This window comes from Amycolatopsis sp. NPDC045836 (genome assembly GCF_056431745.1).
Map to the genome: position 1 here is coordinate 89,192 of NZ_JBWKKF010000006.1, position 17,029 is coordinate 106,220.

Genomic DNA, 17,029 nt, shown 5'->3' on the forward strand with positions numbered 1-17,029 from the left:
GGTGGATCAGCCCAGGTACTCCGGCGGCACGGCTTCGGTGAGCCAGACCCCGTTGGCGCTCAGGCGGAACACGTGCCCCGCGGCCACCATGCGCTGGGCGGCCACCCGCAGGATCACCGGCTTGCCCCGGCGCGCCCCCACCCGGCGGGCGGTTTCCTCGTCGGGGGACAGGTGCACGGCGTGCCGCCGCATCGGGCGCAGGCCCTCCGCTTGGATCGCCGCCAGCGCGGCCGCGACCGTGCCGTGGAACAGGAACTCCGGCGGGTCCGCCACCGGCAGGTCCAGCTCGACCGCCACGCTGTGCCCCTGGCTCGCCCGGACGCGGGTGCCGGTCCCGTCGAAGGCGTAGCGCCGCTTGTCGTTGCGCTCCACCACCTCGTCCAGCTGCTCCCGCGTCATGCCGAGGGCGTCGAGCAATTCGGTCACCGCCACCCAGCCCGCTTCGTCCAGCGTCAGCCCCGCCGACGCCGGGTCGTGGCGCAGCACCTTCGCCAGCCGCTTGGACAGCCGGACCAGCTGCCCGTCGTCCATCACCGCTGCACCGCCAGCACGCTGTTCAGCCCGGTCACCGCGAGCAGCCTGGCCAGGAACGGCGGCACGCCCCTGAGCCGCACCCGGCCGCCGCGCCGGCTGGCCCGCTTGTGCGCGGCGATGAACGCGCTCAGCCCGCTCGAGTCCACATAGGTCAGCCCGGCCAGGTCCAGCACCAGGTCGGGGTGGACCTCGGCGAGTTCGGGCAGCTCCGACCGGAAGTCGACGCCGGTGTGCGCGTCCAGCGCGCCGGCGGTGGTGACCACCGCGTGCCCGGCCGACACGGTCACGTCATAGCTGAACTCGTTCATCGCTCCCTCCCACCGGCCCAGTGCGCCACGACCAGTTCGCGCGCCAATGGGTATTCTCGCAGGCCACCGGCGAGCAGTTCCCCCAGTTCCACCACCGGGCGCACCCCGGCACCACGGGCGGACAGCAGTTCGGCCACCCAGGCCGCGGTTTCCGGGATCGGCCGCGGGTCACCGGTGAGCAGGGCCGCCGACACCGCGTGCAGCACCTGGTCGAGCAGCTCCTTGGCGATCTTGTCCGCCGCCTCGTGCGCCGGTGTCCACCTGGCGCGCAGGGCGGCCACCAGCCGCGGGTGCGCCCGTTCCAGTTCGGCCTGCTCGGCGGCGGGCGCGGCGGGCAGCGGCGGGGCCGCGGGCACCACGGCCGGCAGCTTCGCCACGGCTTCCACGGCGGCGTACGCGCCCGGCGCCCAGGCCGTCGCCCCCAGCGCCAGCGCCCGCACCGGGTCGCGGCCGAACGCCGAGCCACCGGCCAGCACCGGGATGCCCGCGGCGGTGGCGGCCTCGATGAACCGGCGGCTCGCGGGCAGCGCGCCGAGCACCGAGCAGCTGACCGCGGTCGCGTCGGGGCCGAGGTCGTGCAGGTGCTGGTTCAGCCGCGTGGCCGAGGTCGAGGCGCCGAGCAGGGTGACCGCCCAGCCGCTGGCCCGCAGGGCGTGGCCGATCAGCGCGGCGGGCAGGGCGTGCCACTCGCGTTCGGCGCAGCCGACCACCACCCGGCCGCGGGTCGCCGGCCGGTGCCGGACGTGCCGCGCGACCACCTCGACGGCCGCCGCCGAGACGCCGGTCGCGGCGTGCTCCCTGGCCACCGGCCACTCCCCGCGCTGCCAGCGCAGCCCGACCGAGCGCTGCCCGGCGGCGATCACCTCGACCAGCACGGCCACCGGGTCGGCGCCGTCGGCCAGCAGCCGCCCGACCAGCCCGGTGGCGGCCCGGGTGTCGACCGCGGCCAGTGCCCGCTCGAACCGGGCCGCCGCGTCGGCGAGTTCCGGCTCGGTCATCGGCCCCAGGTCACCGCGAACAACGCCATGTCGTCGTGCGGCCGCCCGCCGAGGTACTCGTGCACGTCCTGCTCGACCGCCTCGCACAGCGGTTCCGGCCCGGCACCCGCGTACGACGGCAGCAGCTCGACCAGGCGGGTCATGCCGTAGAAGTCGTCCGCCCCGCGTGCCTCGTAGATGCCGTCGGTGAACAGCAGCATCGTGTCGCCGAGGTGCAGGCGCACGTCGACCTCGCGGTACTCCAGGTCCGGCAGCACCCCGGCGACCGTGCCGGTGGCCTCGATCAGCTCCACCGAACCGCCGGCGCGGATGACCACCGGCGGCGGGTGCCCGGCCACGGCCACGCTGGCCACCGCGGAACTGCCGTCGCCGATCGGGCGCAGCCGCACGCACACCACCGCCACGAACCGGCTGGCGTCGGCTTCGTAGAGCACGGTGTTCAACGCGGTCAGCACCCGGGACGGACGGCGGTCGAAGTAGGTGGCGGTGCGGATGCTCTGCCGGGTGCGGCCGGTCAGCACGGCCGCCTCCACGCCCTTGCCGCAGACGTCGCCGAGCACCAGCAGCCAGTCGTTCCCGGAGCCGTGCACGTCGTAGAAGTCGCCGCTGAGGTCGAGGTGCTCGGCCGCGGACCGGATGCGCGCGGCGATCCGCGCACCGGGGAGGTCGGGCAGTTCCGGCGGGCGCAGCCCGGACTGGAGCACCGACGCCACGTGGGTGCGGTCCTCGTAGAGCTGCGCCGAGTCGATGGCCAGCGCGGCGCGGGCGGCCAGCTGCTCGGCCAGTTCGACGTCCTCGGCCGGGAACCCCCGGTTCACCCCCCGAACCAGGACCAGCACGCCGATGGTGGTGCCGCGGGCGGTCAGCGGCACCCCGGCCACGTCGGCCGGGCCCAGTGCGGCGGCCTGGTCGCGCAGGCCGGAGTGCGGGACCATCGCGTCGAGCCCGTCGCCCGCCTGGTGGCCGACGTGCAGCACCTCGGTGCGACCGGCGGAGAGCACCCGCCCGAGGCCGGAGTCCGGCTCGACCCTGGTGGTGACCGGGGCGGTGGCGGTCAGCTCGGTCCCGCCGTGCAGCACCAGCCTGCCGGTGCGCAGTTCCGGCAGGGCCAGCACCGCCCAGTCGGCGAACGCCGGGACGAGCAGGTCGAGCAGGCGCAGCCGGGTGCGGCGCGGGTTCAGCGAACCGGCCAGCTCACCGGTGACCCGCTCGGCCAGGCCGGTCCACGGCCCGGTCGTCGCGGCGTCCGTCCCAGGTTGCATCAGGCTCCTTCTCGGCTACACGCTCTTCGAGGGTACTTGCCGGGACGGCCCCCCGGACGGCTCTGTCAAATCCCGCCTTCGGCGGCGGGCTTGAGCAGTCGCGCGCCGGGCCCGAACCGGGCCATCTGGTCGTCGTGGTTGTACAACCCGCACACCCGCAGCGACAGGCAACCACAGCCGACGCAGCCGGTGAGCCGGTCGCGCAGGCGCTGCAGCGCGTCGATCCGAGCGTCGATCTCGGCCTGCCAGTTGCGGGAGAGGCGGCTCCAGTCGGCCTTCGTCGGCGCGTGGTCCTTCGGCAGCGTGGACAGCGCTTCGCTGATCTGCTCCAGGCTCAGCCCGACCCGTTGCGCGGCCCGGATGAAGGCGATCCGCCGCAGCACCGACCGGGGGTACCGGCGCTGGTTCCCGGCGGACCGTTCGGAATGGATCAAGCCCTTGTCCTCGTAGAAGCGCAGCGCGGTGTGCGGCACCCCGCTGCGCTCGGAGACCTGCCCGATGCTGAGGTGGTCGGCGAGTTTGGTCACCCCGCCACCATAGCCTTGACTTCGACTTAGGTCGAGGTTGCACCGTCGTGAACATGACCAACGCCACCGGCTACGCCCAGCTGTCCCGGCTGATCGGCCTGATGACCGGGGACGAGAAGCACTCCGCGGCCGCGACGTCCACTGCAGACGTTCTGTGGGTGCTCTACGACCGGGTGCTCGACGTTTCCCCGCAGCGGCCGAACGACCCGCACCGCGACCGGTTCCTGCTGTCCAAGGGGCACGGGCCGATGGCCTACTACGCGGTGCTGGCGGCGAAGGGCTTCCTGCCCGAGGCCGACCTGCCCGGCTGGGCGGGGGTGGAGTCCCGGCTCGGCATGCACCCGGACCGGCTGCGCGTGCCCGGCGTGGAGATCTCCAGCGGCTCGCTCGGCCACGGCCTCGGGCTGGCCGTCGGGCAGGTCTACGGCCTGCGTGCCCAGCGGATCGGCGCCCGGGTGGTGGTGCTGCTCGGGGACGCCGAACTGGACGAGGGGTCCAACCACGAGGCGATCGCGCTGGCCGGCCGGGAGGGCATGGAAGCGCTGACCGCGGTGGTGGTGGACAACCAGTCGGCCAGCCACGGCTGGCCGGGCGGCATCGACCGGCGGTTCGCGGTGGAGGGCTGGGCCACCCGCACGGTCGACGGACGGGACCACGACGCGCTCCACGAAGCCTTCACCGCCCCGCACCCGGGGCGCCCGCTGGCCGTGGTCGCCGTGGTGGAACGGAAGGGTGGAACCGATGACGAGCATGCGTGACGCGTTCGTGTCCACAATGGATGAGGCGATGGCGGTGGACCCGCGGCTGGCGCTGGTGCTGGCCGACATCTCGGTGGACCGGCTGCAGGCGGTCCAGCGGCGCCACCCGGACCGGGTGCTCAACGTCGGCATCCGGGAACAGCTGCTGGTCGGGGTGGCGGGCGGGCTGGCGCTGTCCGGGATGCGGCCGGTGGTGCACACCTTCGCCGCGTTCCTGGTGGAGCGCCCGTTCGAGCAGGTGAAGCTCGACCTCGGGCACCAGGGCGCCGGTGCGGTGCTGGTGTCCTCCGGTGCCTCCTACGACATGTCCTACGCCGGGCGCACGCACCAGTCGCCCGGCGACGTGGCGCTGATCGATTCGCTGCCCGGCTGGACCGTGCACGTGCCGGGGCACGCCGACGAAGCCCGCAGGCTGCTCTGCGAAGCGCTGCCCGGTGACGCCAGTGTCTACTTGCGACTGTCCGAAGCGGCCAACGCGGAACCGTTCATCGGCGTGGGTTTCCAGCCGGTCCGGCGTGGTGGGCGGGCGGTGGTGCTCGCCGTCGGGCCGGTGCTGGACCGCGTGCTCGCGGCCACCGCCGGACTGGACGTGACCGTGCTCTACACCTCGACGGTGCGCCCGTTCGACGCCGCCGGGCTGCGGACCGCGGTGGACGCCGCGACCGCGGACGTGGTGCTGGTCGAGCCGTACCTGGCGGGCACGTCGGCGCACCAGGTCGCCGAGGCGCTCGCCGACCGCCCGCACCGGCTGCTCTCGCTGGGTGTCCGCCGCGACCGGGAGGTGCGGATCTACGGCGGGATGGCCGACCACGACGTGGCGCACGGCCTCGACGAGCACGGCATCGCCGCGTCCGTGCGCGCCTTCCTAGTCGGCTGAGTAATCCGCGAGCAGGCAGGTGATGTTGTCCGGGCCGCCGCCCGCGTTGGCCAGTTCGATCAGCCGCCGCACGGCTTCGTCCGGATCGGCGACCTCGTCCAGCACCTCGCGGATGGCCTCGTCGCGGACCACGTCGGTCAGCCCGTCCGAGCAGAGCAGGAACCGGTCCCCGGGCACGGCTTCGTGTTCGGAGAGATCGGGTTCGTGCGTGCTCCCGCTCTGCAGCGCGCGCACCAGCATCGACCGCCGCGGGTGCACCTCGGCCTCCTCCGGCGTGATGCGCCCTTCGTCGACCAGGCTCTGCACCAGGGTGTGGTCGCGGGTCATCTGGTAGAGCACGCTGTCGCGCAGCAGGTAACCCCGTGAGTCGCCGATGTGCGCCAGGCCGAACCTGGCGCCGTTCCACAGCATCGCGGTGACCGTGGTGCCCGCCCCCGCCGGGGCGTGCTCGTTCAGCAGGCGGCCCGCTTCGGCCACCGCTCCGGCGAGCGCACCGGTCAGGTCCTCGTGCGGTTCCTTGTCCAGTTCGCGCAGTGCTTCGACGGCGAGCGCGCTGGCCACCTCCCCGCTGGTGTGCCCGCCCATGCCGTCGGCGAGCACGAAAACCCGGGAACCGGCGTAGGCCGCGTCCTCGTTGTCCCTGCGGTTGAGCCCCGGATCCGTGTCGACCACCACACGGAGTTCTTGTGTCATGCTTCCAGTAGAGCACGCTGTGAACTCAATACACAAGTGATTGGCTCGTGGATTAGCATGTCCGTTATGAACGAAGCGACCGTGACCGCCGGCGACATCGCGCGGCTGGTCGACGTGGGCCGCGCGGCGGTGAGCAACTGGCGCCGCCGTTACGACGACTTCCCGCGTCCGGTCGGCGGAACCGCGTCCAGTCCGCTGTTCTCGCTGGCCGAGATCGAAGACTGGTTGCGGCGCAACGGTAAGCGGTTCGAGGTTTCGCTCGCCGAGCGGGTCTGGCAACGGCTGCGCGCGGGAGCGGACGACCTGGCGCTCGGCGAGCTGGTCGCGGCCACCGGAACGGCGCTGGAAGACGGCGGCTACCGGGGGGACGAACTGCTCACCGGTGCGGTGGCCGAACTCGGCCGCCGCGCCCTGTTCGAGTTCCTCTACGAGCGCTACCAGGAGGTCCACGTCCGCCGGTTGCCGGTGACGCCGGGGCCGATCGCGGAGTTGATGGCCCGGCTGGCCGGTGCGGTGGACACGGTCTTCGACCCGGCCTGCGGCACCGGCGCGCTGCTGCTCGCGGCCGGCGCACCGCGGGCGTTCGGGCAGGACCTCGACGAGACCGCCGCCGCGATGACCGGCACGCGCCTGCGCCTGGCCGGTGCCGACGCGCGGGTCTTCGCCGGGGATTCACTGCGGCAGGACGCCTTCGGCGGCGAACTCGCCGACGCCGTGCTGTGCGACCCGCCGCTGAACGAACGGGCCTGGGGGCACGAGGAGCTGGCCGGCGACGCGCGCTGGGAGTTCGGCGTGCCACCGCGTGGCGAACCGGAACTGGCCTGGGTGCAGCACTGCCTGGCGCACGTGCGCCCCGGCGGCACCGTGGCGATCCTGCTGCCGCCCGCGGTCGCCGGTCGCCGGTCGGGGCGGCGGATCCGCGGGAACCTGTTGCGCGCCGGGGCGTTGCGCGCGGTGGTGACCATGCCGGACGGCACCAGGGACCTGTGGCTGCTGCGCCGCCCGGAACCCGGCGCCGGCGGTGACCGGGTGCTGCTCGCGGAGTCCACAGAGGACTTTTCGGCGGTGGAGAAGGCTTGGGCCGAGCCGGAATCCTGGGTGACCCGGGTGATCGACCTGCTCGACGACGACGTGGACCTGAGCCCGGCGCGGCATCGCGGTGCCGACGGGGGCGAGAGCTTCCTCGCCGCACTGGCGGGTTTCCGCGCCAGGACGCCGACGGCACCGGAGCTGCCCGTGCTGGCGCAGGACCGTTCGTGGCCGCAGACCACCATCGGGGAACTGATCAAAGCCGGGCTGGTGCGCAAATCCGGGGACGGCGTGCCGGTCAGTTCCCCGGCGGGCACCGAATACCGGGTCGACCCCGAGCGCATCGACCCGGACTTCCTGGCCGGGCTGCTGCGTTCGGCGATGCACCGGATGACCTCCAACTCCACCCGGCTGGACCTGCGCCGGGTGCGCGTGCCCCGGCTGCCGCTGGCCGAGCAACGGGCCTACGGGCGGGCGTTCCGGCGGCTCGCCGAGTTCGAGGCGGAGTTGGCGGAGGCGGCCGAACTGGGGGAAAGGCTGGTGCGGCTAGGCTTCGACGGGCTGGCGGACGGTCACCTGGGGCCGGAACTCTGAGGGAGGTCGGATGCTCATCGCCGATCGGTACGAGCTGGACGACCTCCCGCTCGGCCAGGGCGGGATGGGCGCGGTGCACGCCGGGACCGACAAGCACCTCGGGCGGCGGGTGGCGGTGAAGTTCCTGCGCCTGCCCGGCGGTCCGGACGACGAGCTGGAACGCCGGTTCGTCCGCGAGGCGCGGATCCTGGCCCGGCTGGAGCACGCCGGCGTGCCGGTGCTCTACGACTTCGGCATGTTCGACCAGCGGTTGTTCCAGGTCATGCAGTTCATCGACGGGGTGACCGTGGCCGACCTGGTCTCCGAGCACGGGCCGCTGCCGGTGCCGTGGGCCGCCGCGATCGCCGCGCAGGCCAGCGCGGTGCTGGCGGCGGCGCACGAGCTGTCGATCTGCCACCGCGACCTCAAGCCGACGAACCTGATGCTCTGCCCGGACGGCAGCGTGAAGGTGCTCGACTTCGGGCTGGCGATGCTGCGGGAGGCGGACGTCGCGCAGTTCACCAGGGCCGGGCAGTTGCTCGGGACCCCCGCGTACATGGCGCCGGAGCAGATCCAGCGCGGGGTCGCCGAGCCGCGCAGCGATCTGTACGCGCTGGGCTGCGTGCTGCACGAGATGCTGACCGGGCAGCAGCTGTTCACCGGGCCGACCGCGTTCGCGGTGTTCGAGAAGCAGGTCCGCGAGCAGCCGCCGCGGTTGCCGGGCCGGTTGGGCGCGCTGCTCGGCCAGGTGCTGGCGAAGGCACCCGAGGAACGGCCCGCGACCGCTGCGGAGCTGTTCGAGCGGCTGCGGCCGTTCACCGCGGACCCGCCGATGCTGCCCGGTTACCTGTCACCGTCGGTCAGCCCGGCGCGGATGTACGCCAGCATGGTCGGCCAGTGGCACGGTATGGCAGGGTGATCACCGTCCGCGATCGACGGGGTGGATTGGGAGCACACGATGCCGCGACGGTTCCTTTCGGCTGCCCTTGTCGGGGGACTGCTGGTCACGGGCTGTAGTTCTCCGCCACCCGCGGAGGAAGCGCCTCCGGCCGCTCCACGCCTGGATGCCCCGTCGGTGCCGCCGGCTCCCGGGTTCTCCGTGGTCGCCACCGGTGACGTGCTGGTGCACCCGGCGCTGACCGAGCAGGCCGAGGCCGACGGCGGCGGCGAGATCGACTTCCGGCCGCAGTTCGAGGGGGTGCGGCCGGTGGTCTCCGGGGCCGACCTCGGCCTGTGCCACCTGGAGGTGCCGCTGGCCGAGCCGGGTGGGCCGTACAGCGGCTACCCGTCGTTCAACGCGCCGCCGGAGATCGCCGCGGCGTTGAAGGACATCGGCTACGACGCCTGCTCGACGGCCTCGAACCACACCCTGGACCAGGGTGAGGACGGGGTCGAGCGCACGCTCGACGGGCTGGACGCGGCCGGGCTGAAGCACACCGGCTCGGCGCGGTCGTCGAAGGAGGCGGGCACGCCGCTGGTGCTGGACGCGGCGGGCACCAAGGTGGGGCACGTGTCGTTCACCTTCGGTTTCAACGGGATCGAACTGCCCGAAGGCAAGCCGTGGATGTCGAACACGCTGGATGCCGCCGACGTGATCGCGGCGGCCGAGAAGACGCGTGGAGCCGGGGCGGAAGTGGTGATCGCGAGCCTGCACTGGGGTACCGAGTACCGCTCGGAGCCGACGAAGGAGCAGGCGCAACTGGCGAAGGAACTGCTCGAGAACGACGCGATCGACCTGATCATCGGGCACCACGCGCACGTGGTGCAGCCGTTCGAGAAGATCGGCGAGAAGTGGGTGGCGTACGGGCTGGGCAACCACATCGCGAAGCACTCCGAGCCGCGGGGAACCACGGAAGAGGGCGTGGCGGCGCGGTTCCACTTCACCAAGGACGGCGGTGGCTGGAAGGTCGACCGCGCCGAATACGTGCCGACGCTGGTGGACCTGGGGCCGCCGATCCGGCTGGTGGACGCCACCCCCGCCACCACGGCACGACAGCGGGAAGCCCTCGAGCGCACCGATGAGGTGGTCCTCAGCAGGAAGGGCGGCGAAAACGGCCTCACCCGGCCGGGGAAGCAGCCCGGGTGAAGGTGCGCCGGTAGTCCTTGGGGGAGACGCCGACCACCCGGTGGAAGTGGTGCCGCAGCAGCGCGCCCGAACCGAATCCCGTCTCCGCGGCGATTTCGTCGATGCCCAGCGTGGTTTCCTCCAGCAGCCGCCGGGCGTGCAGCACTCGTTGCGTGGAGAGCCACCGGTTCGGCGTGGTGCCGGTCTCGGCCGCGAACCGCCTGGCGAAGGTGCGTTCCGACATCTTCGCCCGCCGCGCCAGGCCGGCGACGGTGTGTTCGGCGGTCAGGTTCTCCAGCAGCCAGGTCAGCAGCGGCTGCAGGCTGTCGCCGGTGCACTCGGGCAGCGGCGTCTCGACGAACTGCCGCTGCCCGCCCTCCCGCTGCGGCGCCACCACCATGTGCCGCGCGATGCGGGTGGCGATCTCGGCGCCGAGTTCCCGGCGCACCAGGTGCAGGCAGGCGTCGATGCCCGAAGCGGTGCCCGCGCTGGTGATCAGGTCACCGTCGTCGACGAAGAGCACGTCCGGATCCAGTTCCGTGCGCGGGAAGCGGGCGGCGAACCTCGCCGCGTGGTGCCAGTGCGTGGTGCAGCGCCTGCCGTCGAGCAGCCCGGTGGCGCCGAGGAAGAAGGCGCCGCTGCACACCGACAGCACGGTCGCGCCGCGGGCGTTCGCGGCCCGGACCGCGGCGAGCGCCGCCTCCGGGTAGTCGTCGCGGATGTCGTAGGCGGGCAGCGCCACCAGATCGGCGCCCTCGAGCCCGGACAGGCCGTGGTCCGGGGTGATCGACATGCCCGCGCTGGTGCGCACCGGACGCCCGGCGTGCTCCCCGCAGATCCGGAAGTCGAGCGGCGGGATGCCGCTGTCGCGCCGGTCGACGCCGAACACCTCGCACAGCACACCCAGTTCGAACGGCGCGACTCCGTCGATCACCAGCGCGGCCACGGTTTTCAGCATGCGAGCAGCCTAGGTGGCAGGATTTTGTGGCACAAGGTCAGATCTGCCACTGGTGGCAGGGATTGTGCGAGCGAACAATTATTGCCATGAGTTACCTGGTGCTGATCCTCCTGCTGGCCCTGTCCGCCTACGCCGTCGAACGCAACCACCGCCGCCAGGCCCGGCCGTCGTACACCGGGAGCGGCCCCGAGGACCGCGACCTGAACCGGGTGCGCGCCGAACTGCGAGCTCAGGCCGCACGCAGCCGCGGCGCCGCGCGCACCGGATCGACGACCTCCGGCCGCTGGTCCAGTTCCGCGGCTAGGTTGGCGGCCCACTGAACGAGTCCCGGCACGTCGATGCCGTACGGCTCCCGGTACGGCTCGATGTTCGCGGCCCCGCGGCGCAGCAACGAGGCGCCACCGACGGCGTTGCCGCGGGCCGCGTGCGTCAGCCCGACGGCGAGCTGGGCCATCCCGCGCCACAGCCCCTCGTCGGCCTCGGCGCCGGTTTTCCAGGCGTCCTCGAACACCTCGTGCGCGTGGAACGGCATTCCGGTGTCGAGCAGGCGCTGCGCCTCCGCCAGCGTCTCGGCCGGCGTCCGCTCGACCCCCTCCGGTTGCCGCTCGACGCCGGGGGAACCGTAGGGCAGCGGCCTGCCGAGGCCGTCCCTCGGCCTGGCGTTGCGGGCGCGGCCTTCCTCGTCACGGTCTCGCATACCCGGATTCTGGCACGCTTTTCAGCGAACGCGACCCCGTCGCCCGGCGCGGGTACCCGCGGAGAACTTCGCCGCTCCCGACGACTGCCCCTGGGGCCCGGCCTGCCCGTTGCCCCGGGTGCCCGCTTGGCTCTTCTGGCCTTTCGCCTGCGCCTTGGGCCGGTTGTTGGCCTGGGCCCTGGCCTGCCCCTTCGACTGGCTGGCCTGGCTGCCACCCTGCGCCTTGGCCCGGCCCGACGCCTGGTTCCCGCCCTGGGCCTTGGGGTGGCCCTGTCCCTGGGCCCCGTTTTGTGCCTTGACGCGACCCTGGGGCTGAGCCCCGTTCTGGGCCTTGGCGCGGCTTGACGCCCGGGTCTCGTTCTGCGGCTTGGCGCGACCCTGTGCCTGAGCCCCGTTCTGGGCCTTGATGCGGCCCGCCGCCTGGGTTTCGTTCTGCTGCTTGTTGCGGCTCGCCGCCTGGGTCTCGTTCTGCTGCTTGTTGCGGCCCGGCGCCCCGGTTCCGTTCTGCGGCCTGGTGCGGCCCGCAGCCTGGGTTCCGTTCTGTGCCTTGGCGCGGCTCTGGGGGGCCTTGGCCCCTCCACCGTTCTGCGCCTTCGGGGCGGGCTTGACGAACGAGCGCTCACCCGGCGCCAGTTCGGCGAGCAGCGGGTGCCCGGCGTCGAGGCGGGTGGTCTGCGGTTTGATCCCGGCCTTGCGCGTGAGGTCGCGGACGTCCGGCACCTGCTCGTCGGTCATCAGCGTGACCACCGTGCCCGAGGCGCCCGCCCGTGCGGTCCGGCCCGAGCGGTGCAGGTACGCCTTGTGCTCCACCGGCGGGTCCGCGTGGATCACCAGCGTCACGTCGTCGACGTGGATGCCGCGGGCCGCGATGTCGGTGGCCACCAGCGTTTTCGCCGAGCCGTCCGAGAACGCCGCGAGGTTGCGGGTGCGGGCGTTCTGCCCCAGGTTCCCGTGCAGCTCCACGGCGGGCACCCCGGACGCCACCAGCTTGCGGGTCAGCGCCTTCGCCCGGTGCTTGGTGCGGGTGAACACCAGCGTGCGCCCCGGCGCCGAGGTCAGGTCGACGAGCACCGGCAGCCGGTCGTCGGGGTGCACGTGCAGCACGTGGTGCGACATGGTGGCCACCGGCGACTGCGCGGAATCGACGCTGTGCGTGACCGGATCGGTGAGGTAGCGCCGGACGATGACGTCCACCCCGGCGTCCAGGGTGGCCGAGAACAGCAGGCGCTGACCGTCCGGCGGGGTGGCGTCGAGGATGCGCCGGACGCCGGGCAGGAAACCGAGGTCCGCCATGTGGTCGGCCTCGTCGAGCACGGTGGTTTCGACGGCGTCGAGGTGGGCGTGGCCGGAGGCGAGGTGGTCGTTGAGCCTGCCGGGGCAGGCGATCACGATGTCCACCCCCTCGCGCAGCGCGGTGATCTGCGGGTTCGGGCTGACCCCGCCGAACACGGTCAGCGTGCGCAGGGACAGCGCCTTCGCCAGCGGCGCCAGCGAGGCGTCGATCTGGGTGACGAGTTCACGCGTGGGCGCCAGGATCAACGCACGCGGCCGCCCGGGGCGCCGCTCGACCGGCTTCGCCGCCAGGCGGGCGAGCACCGGGAGCACGAAGGCGTAGGTCTTGCCCGAACCGGTCCGGCCGCGGCCGAGCACGTCGCGCCCGGCCAGCGAGTGCGGCAGCGTGGCCGCCTGGATCGGGAACGGGCTGAGCACGCCTTCCGCGGCGAGCGCGTCGATCAGCGGGGCCGGTACGCCGAGGTCGGCGAAACCGGGCTGGGCTGGGGAGGGGCGGCGGCCCGACATGTGCGCTCCGAACGTGGAAGGGGCCGCGGGTGCCGGCGCCAGTGCGGATCAGTGTAGGCGGCGGCCCGGAGTGACCTGCGCCACCGCGGCGGTTGCTGGTTACGGTGCCGTAGGTTACGGTTGCGTAGGTTCGGATCCCTCCGCCGGAAGGCTGGCCCATGCCGATTTCGGAGACCGCACGCCTGCTGCTCGACCTCGAGCACGTCGCCGAAGAGAACCTCAACCGGCACCTCGGCGTGGCCAAGGAATGGCTGCCGCACGAGTACGTGCCGTGGAGCCGCGGCCGCGACTTCGCCGATCTCGGCGGGGAAGCCTGGGAACCGGGGCAGTCCGGCGTCTCGGCGATCGCCCGGACCGCGCTCGAAGTCAACCTGCTCACCGAGGACAACCTTCCCAGCTACCACCGGGAGATCGAACGCGCCTTCGGCCGGGAGGGCGCCTGGGGCACCTGGGTGCACCGCTGGACCGCCGAGGAGGGCAGGCACGGCATCTGCATCCGCGACTACCTCCTGGTGACCAGGGCGGTCGACCCGGTGGAGCTGGAACGCGCCCGGATGGCGACCATGCAGGCCGGTTTCGACAGCGGGGACAAGCCGCTGCTGCACGTGTTCGCCTACGTGTCCTTCCAGGAACTGGCCACCCGGCTCTCGCACCGCAACACCGGCCGGTACACCGGGGACCCGGTCGCGGACAGGCTGCTGGCCAGGGTCGCGATGGACGAGAACCTGCACATGATCTTCTACCGGAACCTGGTCACCGCCGCGCTGGAGGTGGCGCCGGACGCGATGGTGCGCGCGATCGCCGACGAGGTGATCGGCTTCCAGATGCCCGGCAGCGTCATCCCCGGTTTCGTGCGCAAGGCCGCGCAGATCGCCAAGGCGGGCATCTACGACCTCCGCATCCACCACGACGAGGTGATCTGGCCGCTGCTGCGGCACTGGCGGTTGTTCGAACTGGAGGGACTGCGGGAAACCGGGGAGCGGGCACGGGAGGAACTGCACGGGTTCCTGACCGGGCTGGACGAGCAGGCCACGCGGTTCGTCGAACGCCGCGCGCAGGCGCAGGCGCGTCAGCCGGGCTGAAACCACCCGGTTCTGCCGGTGTGCTCGGGTAGGTTCGACGGCATGGCGACACTGGTTTCCTTCCACGCCCATCCCGACGACGAGTGCATCACCGTCGGCGGCGTGATGCGCAAGGCTTATGAAGAAGGGCACCGGGTGGTGCTCGTGGTCGCCACCCAGGGCGAGCACGGGGAAGTCGAGGAGGGCTTCCTCACCGAGGGTGAGACGCTGCGTGAGCGGCGCATCGCCGAAACCCACGCGGCGGCGGGTATTCTCGGCGTGCAGCGGGTGGAGTTCCTGGGCTACACCGATTCCGGCATGATGGGCGAGCCGGAGAACGACGCCGAGGGCTCGTTCTGGACGGCGTCGGTCGAGGAAGCCGCCGAGAAGCTGGCCGCGATCCTGCGCGAGGAGCAGGCCGACGTCCTCACCATCTACGACGACAACGGCGGCTACGGCCACCCCGACCACATCCAGGTGCACCGGGTCGGCGTGCGGGCCGCGGAACTGGCCGGCACGGAACGCGTCTACCAGGCCACGCAGAACCGCGACGAGATCCGCCGCTGGATCGAGGCGTCGGCGGCCGAGGCCGAGAACGAGGGCGGCGAAATGCCGGACTTCGGCGACCTCAGCGGCATCGGCAAGCCGGAGGCGGAGCTGACCGCGAAGGTGGACGTGACGGCCTACCTGGAGCACAAGCGGCAGGCGATGCGGGCGCACGCCAGCCAGATCGCCGAGGACTCGTGGTTCCTGGCGCAGCCGGAGGAGGTCTTCCGGCTGCAGTTCGGCACCGAGTGGTTCATCCGCGCCGGGCAGGGTCCCGGGATCACCGAGAAGGACCTGCTCGCCGGGTTGTGAGCCGGGCGAGGTCGGCGGGCCGGGAGAGGAACGGGTGGTGCCCGGCCTCGAACTCGACCACTTCGCTCGCGTGGCGTGCCCATTCGCGCTGCCGCGCGGGCGGGGTGGCGCGGTCCTCGGTGAGCACCACGTAGGTGGACGGGATCGTGCGCCGGCCGAGGCCGCGCGGTGCCTGGGTGAAGGCGGCCACCGACTGCGGGGTCAGGTGGGCGGGTGCTTCGGCGGCGAGGTCGGGCGGGCAGTCCTGCAGGAAGATGCCGGTCAGGTCCAGGCCGGGCTTCACCGCGACCGTGCCGTTGTCGTGGTGGTCCAGCCACGGTGAGGGTTCCGGGACCGCCGCCGCCAGCGACTGCCCCTCTTCCGGCACCACCGCGGCGAGGTGGACCAGGCGCTCCACAGTGGACTCGAAGCCGACGGCGGCGTCGGTGCGGACCACGCCGCCGTAGGAGTGTCCACTGAGGATGGCCGGTTCGCCGCCGGCGGCCAGCACGGCGCGCACCGCGTCGGCGTCGTCGTGCAGGGTGGCGCCGGTGCCGCGGCAGCTGGGCAGGCTCACCGCCTCGGTGCGGAAACCCAGTTCGCGCAGGGGCTCGGCCATGCGCTGCCACCACCAGCCGGCGTCACCGGCGCAGGAACCGTGCACGTGAACGACTCGCATGCCCCAAGCAGAGGACGGCGGCACCCGGCCCGGCACCGGGTTTCGCCACCGGCTCAGAGCGTCTGCCACCAGCCGTCGACCGGCGGCGGCGCCGACACGTCCACCCGCTCACCCGGCCGCGGCACGGCCAGGCCGATGTCCTTCGCCTTCGCCTCGCGCCACACCCGGTCGGCGGGCTCGGTCCAGGCGTGCATGGCGAGGTTGAAGGTGGCCCAGTGGACCGGGATGAGCAGCCCGCCGCGCACGTCGAGGTGGGTGGCCACGCCCTCCTCCGGCGTCATGTGGATGTCCGGCCAGCCCGCGGCGTAGGCGCCGATCTGCACCAGGGTGGCGTCGAACGGGCCGTACTGCTCGCCGATCTTCGTGAAGCCGGGGAAGTAGCCGGTGTCGCCGGTGTAGAACACGCGGTGCTCCGGGCCGATGATCGACCAGGAGGCCCACAGCGTGCCGTCGTTGGCCAGCCAGCGGCCGGAGAAGTGCTGGGCCGGGGTGGCGACCAGGCGCAGCGGCCCGGTGGTGAACTCGGCGTGCCAGTCCAGTTCGACGATCCGGTCCTCGGGCACGCGCCAGCGGCGCAGGTGCGCGCCGACGCCGAGCGGCACCACGAACGGCGCGTCCTGGTGGCGGACCAGGGTGCGGACCGTGGGCAGGTCGAGGTGGTCGTAGTGGTCGTGGGAGATGATCACGGCGTCGAGGCGGGGGAGGTCCTCGAGCGCGATCGGCGGGGCGTGCATGCGCTTGGGGCCGATCAGCGGGGAGGGGGAGCAGCGGTCGCTCCAGACGGGGTCGAGCAGCACGCGGGCGCCGTCGAGTTCGACCAGCGTGGAGGCGTGGCCGTACCAGGTCAGGTGGAGCCCGTCGGCCGGGGCGGGCGTGCTGGTGGCGACCACCGGCACCGGGCCGCTGGGGTGGCGCGGCTCGTTGCCGAACACCATGTCGTGCAGGATCTTGCGGTAGGTGCCCTGCTCGACCACCCGGCGCGGTGCCTCGTTGCGGAACCGGCCGTCACGGAACTGCGGCGAGCGGCGGAGCAACTCGGGATCAGGCCGCCCGCCGACGGCCACGGGCACCCCGCGACCGGCCAGCCCCAGCAGCCCCAGCCCAGCGATCCCCGCGGCGGCCGCGACCAGGTTTCTCGTACGCATACCCCCATTTTGAGTCGGTTCCCCCCGCCCCGCAGCGCGACGCCGCCCACCGGAGTGGAGCCCGTTCCCTTCGCCCGGTTCGACCGCTTCCGCGGCCCCCGGCTCGGTGGTTGCCCGCCACTCGGCTCGGCTGTTTTTCGCGGCCCTAGGCTCGGCCGCAGCCCGCCACTCGGCTCGACCACGTCCGTGACTCCGGCTTCGGCTCCCACGGCTCGGGCTCCGGTGCCT

The 17,029-nt window shown here is 72.9% G+C and carries 18 protein-coding genes; 7 read left to right on the top strand and 11 right to left on the bottom strand.

All coding sequences use genetic code 11. From position 1 onward, the window contains the following. Positions 1-6: 6 nt before the first annotated feature. From AC07EG_RS12535 to soxR, 5 genes are all read right to left on the bottom strand, one after another. Positions 7-531 carry an RNA 2'-phosphotransferase gene (locus AC07EG_RS12535; RefSeq protein WP_478253181.1) on the bottom strand — a complete coding sequence of 175 codons (525 nt, stop codon included), beginning with the start codon at positions 529-531 and terminating at the stop codon, positions 7-9. After that, positions 531-842: an STAS domain-containing protein gene (locus AC07EG_RS12540; RefSeq protein WP_478253182.1), complete on the bottom strand. Its 312-nt coding sequence runs from the start codon at positions 840-842 to the stop codon at positions 531-533. Before AC07EG_RS12540 ends, AC07EG_RS12535 begins: the two co-directional genes overlap by 1 nt. Next, the gene (locus AC07EG_RS12545) at positions 839-1,840 is read right to left on the bottom strand and encodes a cobalamin B12-binding domain-containing protein (RefSeq protein ID WP_478253183.1); all 1,002 of its coding nucleotides are present in this window, start codon (positions 1,838-1,840) and stop codon (positions 839-841) included. The genes AC07EG_RS12540 and AC07EG_RS12545 overlap by 4 nt, the downstream gene beginning before the upstream one ends. Continuing rightward, positions 1,837-3,102, bottom strand: coding sequence for a PP2C family protein-serine/threonine phosphatase (locus tag AC07EG_RS12550; protein WP_478253184.1), 1,266 nt, complete (start codon positions 3,100-3,102; stop codon positions 1,837-1,839). Before AC07EG_RS12550 ends, AC07EG_RS12545 begins: the two co-directional genes overlap by 4 nt. Before the next feature lie 65 nt (positions 3,103-3,167). Next, positions 3,168-3,629, bottom strand: a complete 462-nt coding sequence (gene soxR / locus AC07EG_RS12555; protein ID WP_478253185.1) for a redox-sensitive transcriptional activator SoxR — start codon at positions 3,627-3,629, stop codon at positions 3,168-3,170. A 53-nt stretch (positions 3,630-3,682) separates the two neighbouring features. Between soxR and AC07EG_RS12560 the strand changes: the two genes are divergently transcribed. Both AC07EG_RS12560 and AC07EG_RS12565 read left to right on the top strand, forming a co-directional pair. Continuing rightward, entirely contained in the window at positions 3,683-4,387 is a 705-nt protein-coding gene (locus AC07EG_RS12560) for a transketolase (protein ID WP_478253186.1), read from the top strand. Beyond that, entirely contained in the window at positions 4,371-5,264 is an 894-nt protein-coding gene (locus AC07EG_RS12565) for a transketolase family protein (RefSeq protein WP_478253187.1), read from the top strand. The genes AC07EG_RS12560 and AC07EG_RS12565 overlap by 17 nt, the downstream gene beginning before the upstream one ends. On the opposite strand, the gene AC07EG_RS12570 is transcribed toward AC07EG_RS12565, so the two are convergent. Then, the gene (locus AC07EG_RS12570) at positions 5,253-5,957 is read right to left on the bottom strand and encodes a PP2C family protein-serine/threonine phosphatase (RefSeq protein ID WP_478253188.1); all 705 of its coding nucleotides are present in this window, start codon (positions 5,955-5,957) and stop codon (positions 5,253-5,255) included. The genes AC07EG_RS12565 and AC07EG_RS12570 overlap by 12 nt on opposite strands. Before the next feature lie 66 nt (positions 5,958-6,023). On the opposite strand from AC07EG_RS12570, the gene AC07EG_RS12575 reads away from it, so the two are divergent. From AC07EG_RS12575 to AC07EG_RS12585, 3 genes are read left to right on the top strand one after another with little or no spacing between them, the layout of a single operon-like run. After that, positions 6,024-7,580, top strand: a complete 1,557-nt coding sequence (locus AC07EG_RS12575; RefSeq protein ID WP_478253189.1) for an N-6 DNA methylase — start codon at positions 6,024-6,026, stop codon at positions 7,578-7,580. 10 nt (positions 7,581-7,590) lie between these two features. Beyond that, complete coding sequence (locus tag AC07EG_RS12580; protein WP_478253190.1) at positions 7,591-8,478, top strand: serine/threonine-protein kinase; 888 nt, start codon at positions 7,591-7,593, stop codon at positions 8,476-8,478. Between the two features lie 39 nt (positions 8,479-8,517). After that, positions 8,518-9,645: a CapA family protein gene (locus AC07EG_RS12585; protein ID WP_478253191.1), complete on the top strand. Its 1,128-nt coding sequence runs from the start codon at positions 8,518-8,520 to the stop codon at positions 9,643-9,645. Here the strand turns inward: AC07EG_RS12585 and AC07EG_RS12590 are convergent. From AC07EG_RS12590 to AC07EG_RS12600, 3 genes are all read right to left on the bottom strand, one after another. Next, positions 9,617-10,582, bottom strand: coding sequence for a GlxA family transcriptional regulator (locus AC07EG_RS12590; RefSeq protein ID WP_478253192.1), 966 nt, complete (start codon positions 10,580-10,582; stop codon positions 9,617-9,619). The genes AC07EG_RS12585 and AC07EG_RS12590 overlap by 29 nt on opposite strands. A 229-nt stretch (positions 10,583-10,811) precedes the next feature. Next, a complete protein-coding gene (locus AC07EG_RS12595) occupies positions 10,812-11,279 on the bottom strand; it encodes a DUF309 domain-containing protein (RefSeq protein WP_478253193.1) in 468 nt (155 codons plus the stop codon). A 21-nt stretch (positions 11,280-11,300) separates the two neighbouring features. Continuing rightward, complete coding sequence (locus AC07EG_RS12600) at positions 11,301-13,079, bottom strand: DEAD/DEAH box helicase (RefSeq protein ID WP_478253194.1); 1,779 nt, start codon at positions 13,077-13,079, stop codon at positions 11,301-11,303. 158 nt (positions 13,080-13,237) lie between these two features. Between AC07EG_RS12600 and AC07EG_RS12605 the strand changes: the two genes are divergently transcribed. Continuing rightward, positions 13,238-14,161 carry an acyl-ACP desaturase gene (locus tag AC07EG_RS12605; protein ID WP_478253195.1) on the top strand — a complete coding sequence of 308 codons (924 nt, stop codon included), beginning with the start codon at positions 13,238-13,240 and terminating at the stop codon, positions 14,159-14,161. A 42-nt stretch (positions 14,162-14,203) separates the two neighbouring features. Continuing rightward, on the top strand, positions 14,204-14,998 hold the full coding sequence (locus AC07EG_RS12610) for a PIG-L family deacetylase (protein WP_478253196.1): 795 nt from the start codon (positions 14,204-14,206) through the stop codon (positions 14,996-14,998). Here AC07EG_RS12610 and AC07EG_RS12615 read toward each other — a convergent pair. Next, on the bottom strand, positions 14,967-15,656 hold the full coding sequence (locus AC07EG_RS12615) for an alpha/beta fold hydrolase (RefSeq protein WP_478253197.1): 690 nt from the start codon (positions 15,654-15,656) through the stop codon (positions 14,967-14,969). The two genes, AC07EG_RS12610 and AC07EG_RS12615, sit on opposite strands and share 32 nt — an antisense overlap. A gap of 53 nt (positions 15,657-15,709) precedes the next feature. Beyond that, the gene (locus tag AC07EG_RS12620; protein WP_478253198.1) at positions 15,710-16,801 is read right to left on the bottom strand and encodes an MBL fold metallo-hydrolase; all 1,092 of its coding nucleotides are present in this window, start codon (positions 16,799-16,801) and stop codon (positions 15,710-15,712) included. Positions 16,802-17,029: the final 228 nt, after the last annotated feature.

Coding starts and splice junctions, on each gene's coding strand:
- AC07EG_RS12535 (WP_478253181.1), bottom strand. CDS start 531: ATGGACGACGGGCAGCTGGTCCGGCTGTCCAAGCGGCTGGCGAAGGTG.
- AC07EG_RS12540 (WP_478253182.1), bottom strand. CDS start 842: ATGAACGAGTTCAGCTATGACGTGACCGTGTCGGCCGGGCACGCGGTG.
- AC07EG_RS12545 (WP_478253183.1), bottom strand. CDS start 1,840: ATGACCGAGCCGGAACTCGCCGACGCGGCGGCCCGGTTCGAGCGGGCA.
- AC07EG_RS12550 (WP_478253184.1), bottom strand. CDS start 3,102: ATGCAACCTGGGACGGACGCCGCGACGACCGGGCCGTGGACCGGCCTG.
- AC07EG_RS12560 (WP_478253186.1), top strand. CDS start 3,683: ATGACCAACGCCACCGGCTACGCCCAGCTGTCCCGGCTGATCGGCCTG.
- AC07EG_RS12565 (WP_478253187.1), top strand. CDS start 4,371: ATGACGAGCATGCGTGACGCGTTCGTGTCCACAATGGATGAGGCGATG.
- AC07EG_RS12570 (WP_478253188.1), bottom strand. CDS start 5,957: ATGACACAAGAACTCCGTGTGGTGGTCGACACGGATCCGGGGCTCAAC.
- AC07EG_RS12575 (WP_478253189.1), top strand. CDS start 6,024: ATGAACGAAGCGACCGTGACCGCCGGCGACATCGCGCGGCTGGTCGAC.
- AC07EG_RS12580 (WP_478253190.1), top strand. CDS start 7,591: ATGCTCATCGCCGATCGGTACGAGCTGGACGACCTCCCGCTCGGCCAG.
- AC07EG_RS12585 (WP_478253191.1), top strand. CDS start 8,518: ATGCCGCGACGGTTCCTTTCGGCTGCCCTTGTCGGGGGACTGCTGGTC.
- AC07EG_RS12590 (WP_478253192.1), bottom strand. CDS start 10,582: ATGCTGAAAACCGTGGCCGCGCTGGTGATCGACGGAGTCGCGCCGTTC.
- AC07EG_RS12595 (WP_478253193.1), bottom strand. CDS start 11,279: ATGCGAGACCGTGACGAGGAAGGCCGCGCCCGCAACGCCAGGCCGAGG.
- AC07EG_RS12600 (WP_478253194.1), bottom strand. CDS start 13,079: ATGTCGGGCCGCCGCCCCTCCCCAGCCCAGCCCGGTTTCGCCGACCTC.
- AC07EG_RS12605 (WP_478253195.1), top strand. CDS start 13,238: ATGCCGATTTCGGAGACCGCACGCCTGCTGCTCGACCTCGAGCACGTC.
- AC07EG_RS12610 (WP_478253196.1), top strand. CDS start 14,204: ATGGCGACACTGGTTTCCTTCCACGCCCATCCCGACGACGAGTGCATC.
- AC07EG_RS12615 (WP_478253197.1), bottom strand. CDS start 15,656: ATGCGAGTCGTTCACGTGCACGGTTCCTGCGCCGGTGACGCCGGCTGG.
- AC07EG_RS12620 (WP_478253198.1), bottom strand. CDS start 16,801: ATGCGTACGAGAAACCTGGTCGCGGCCGCCGCGGGGATCGCTGGGCTG.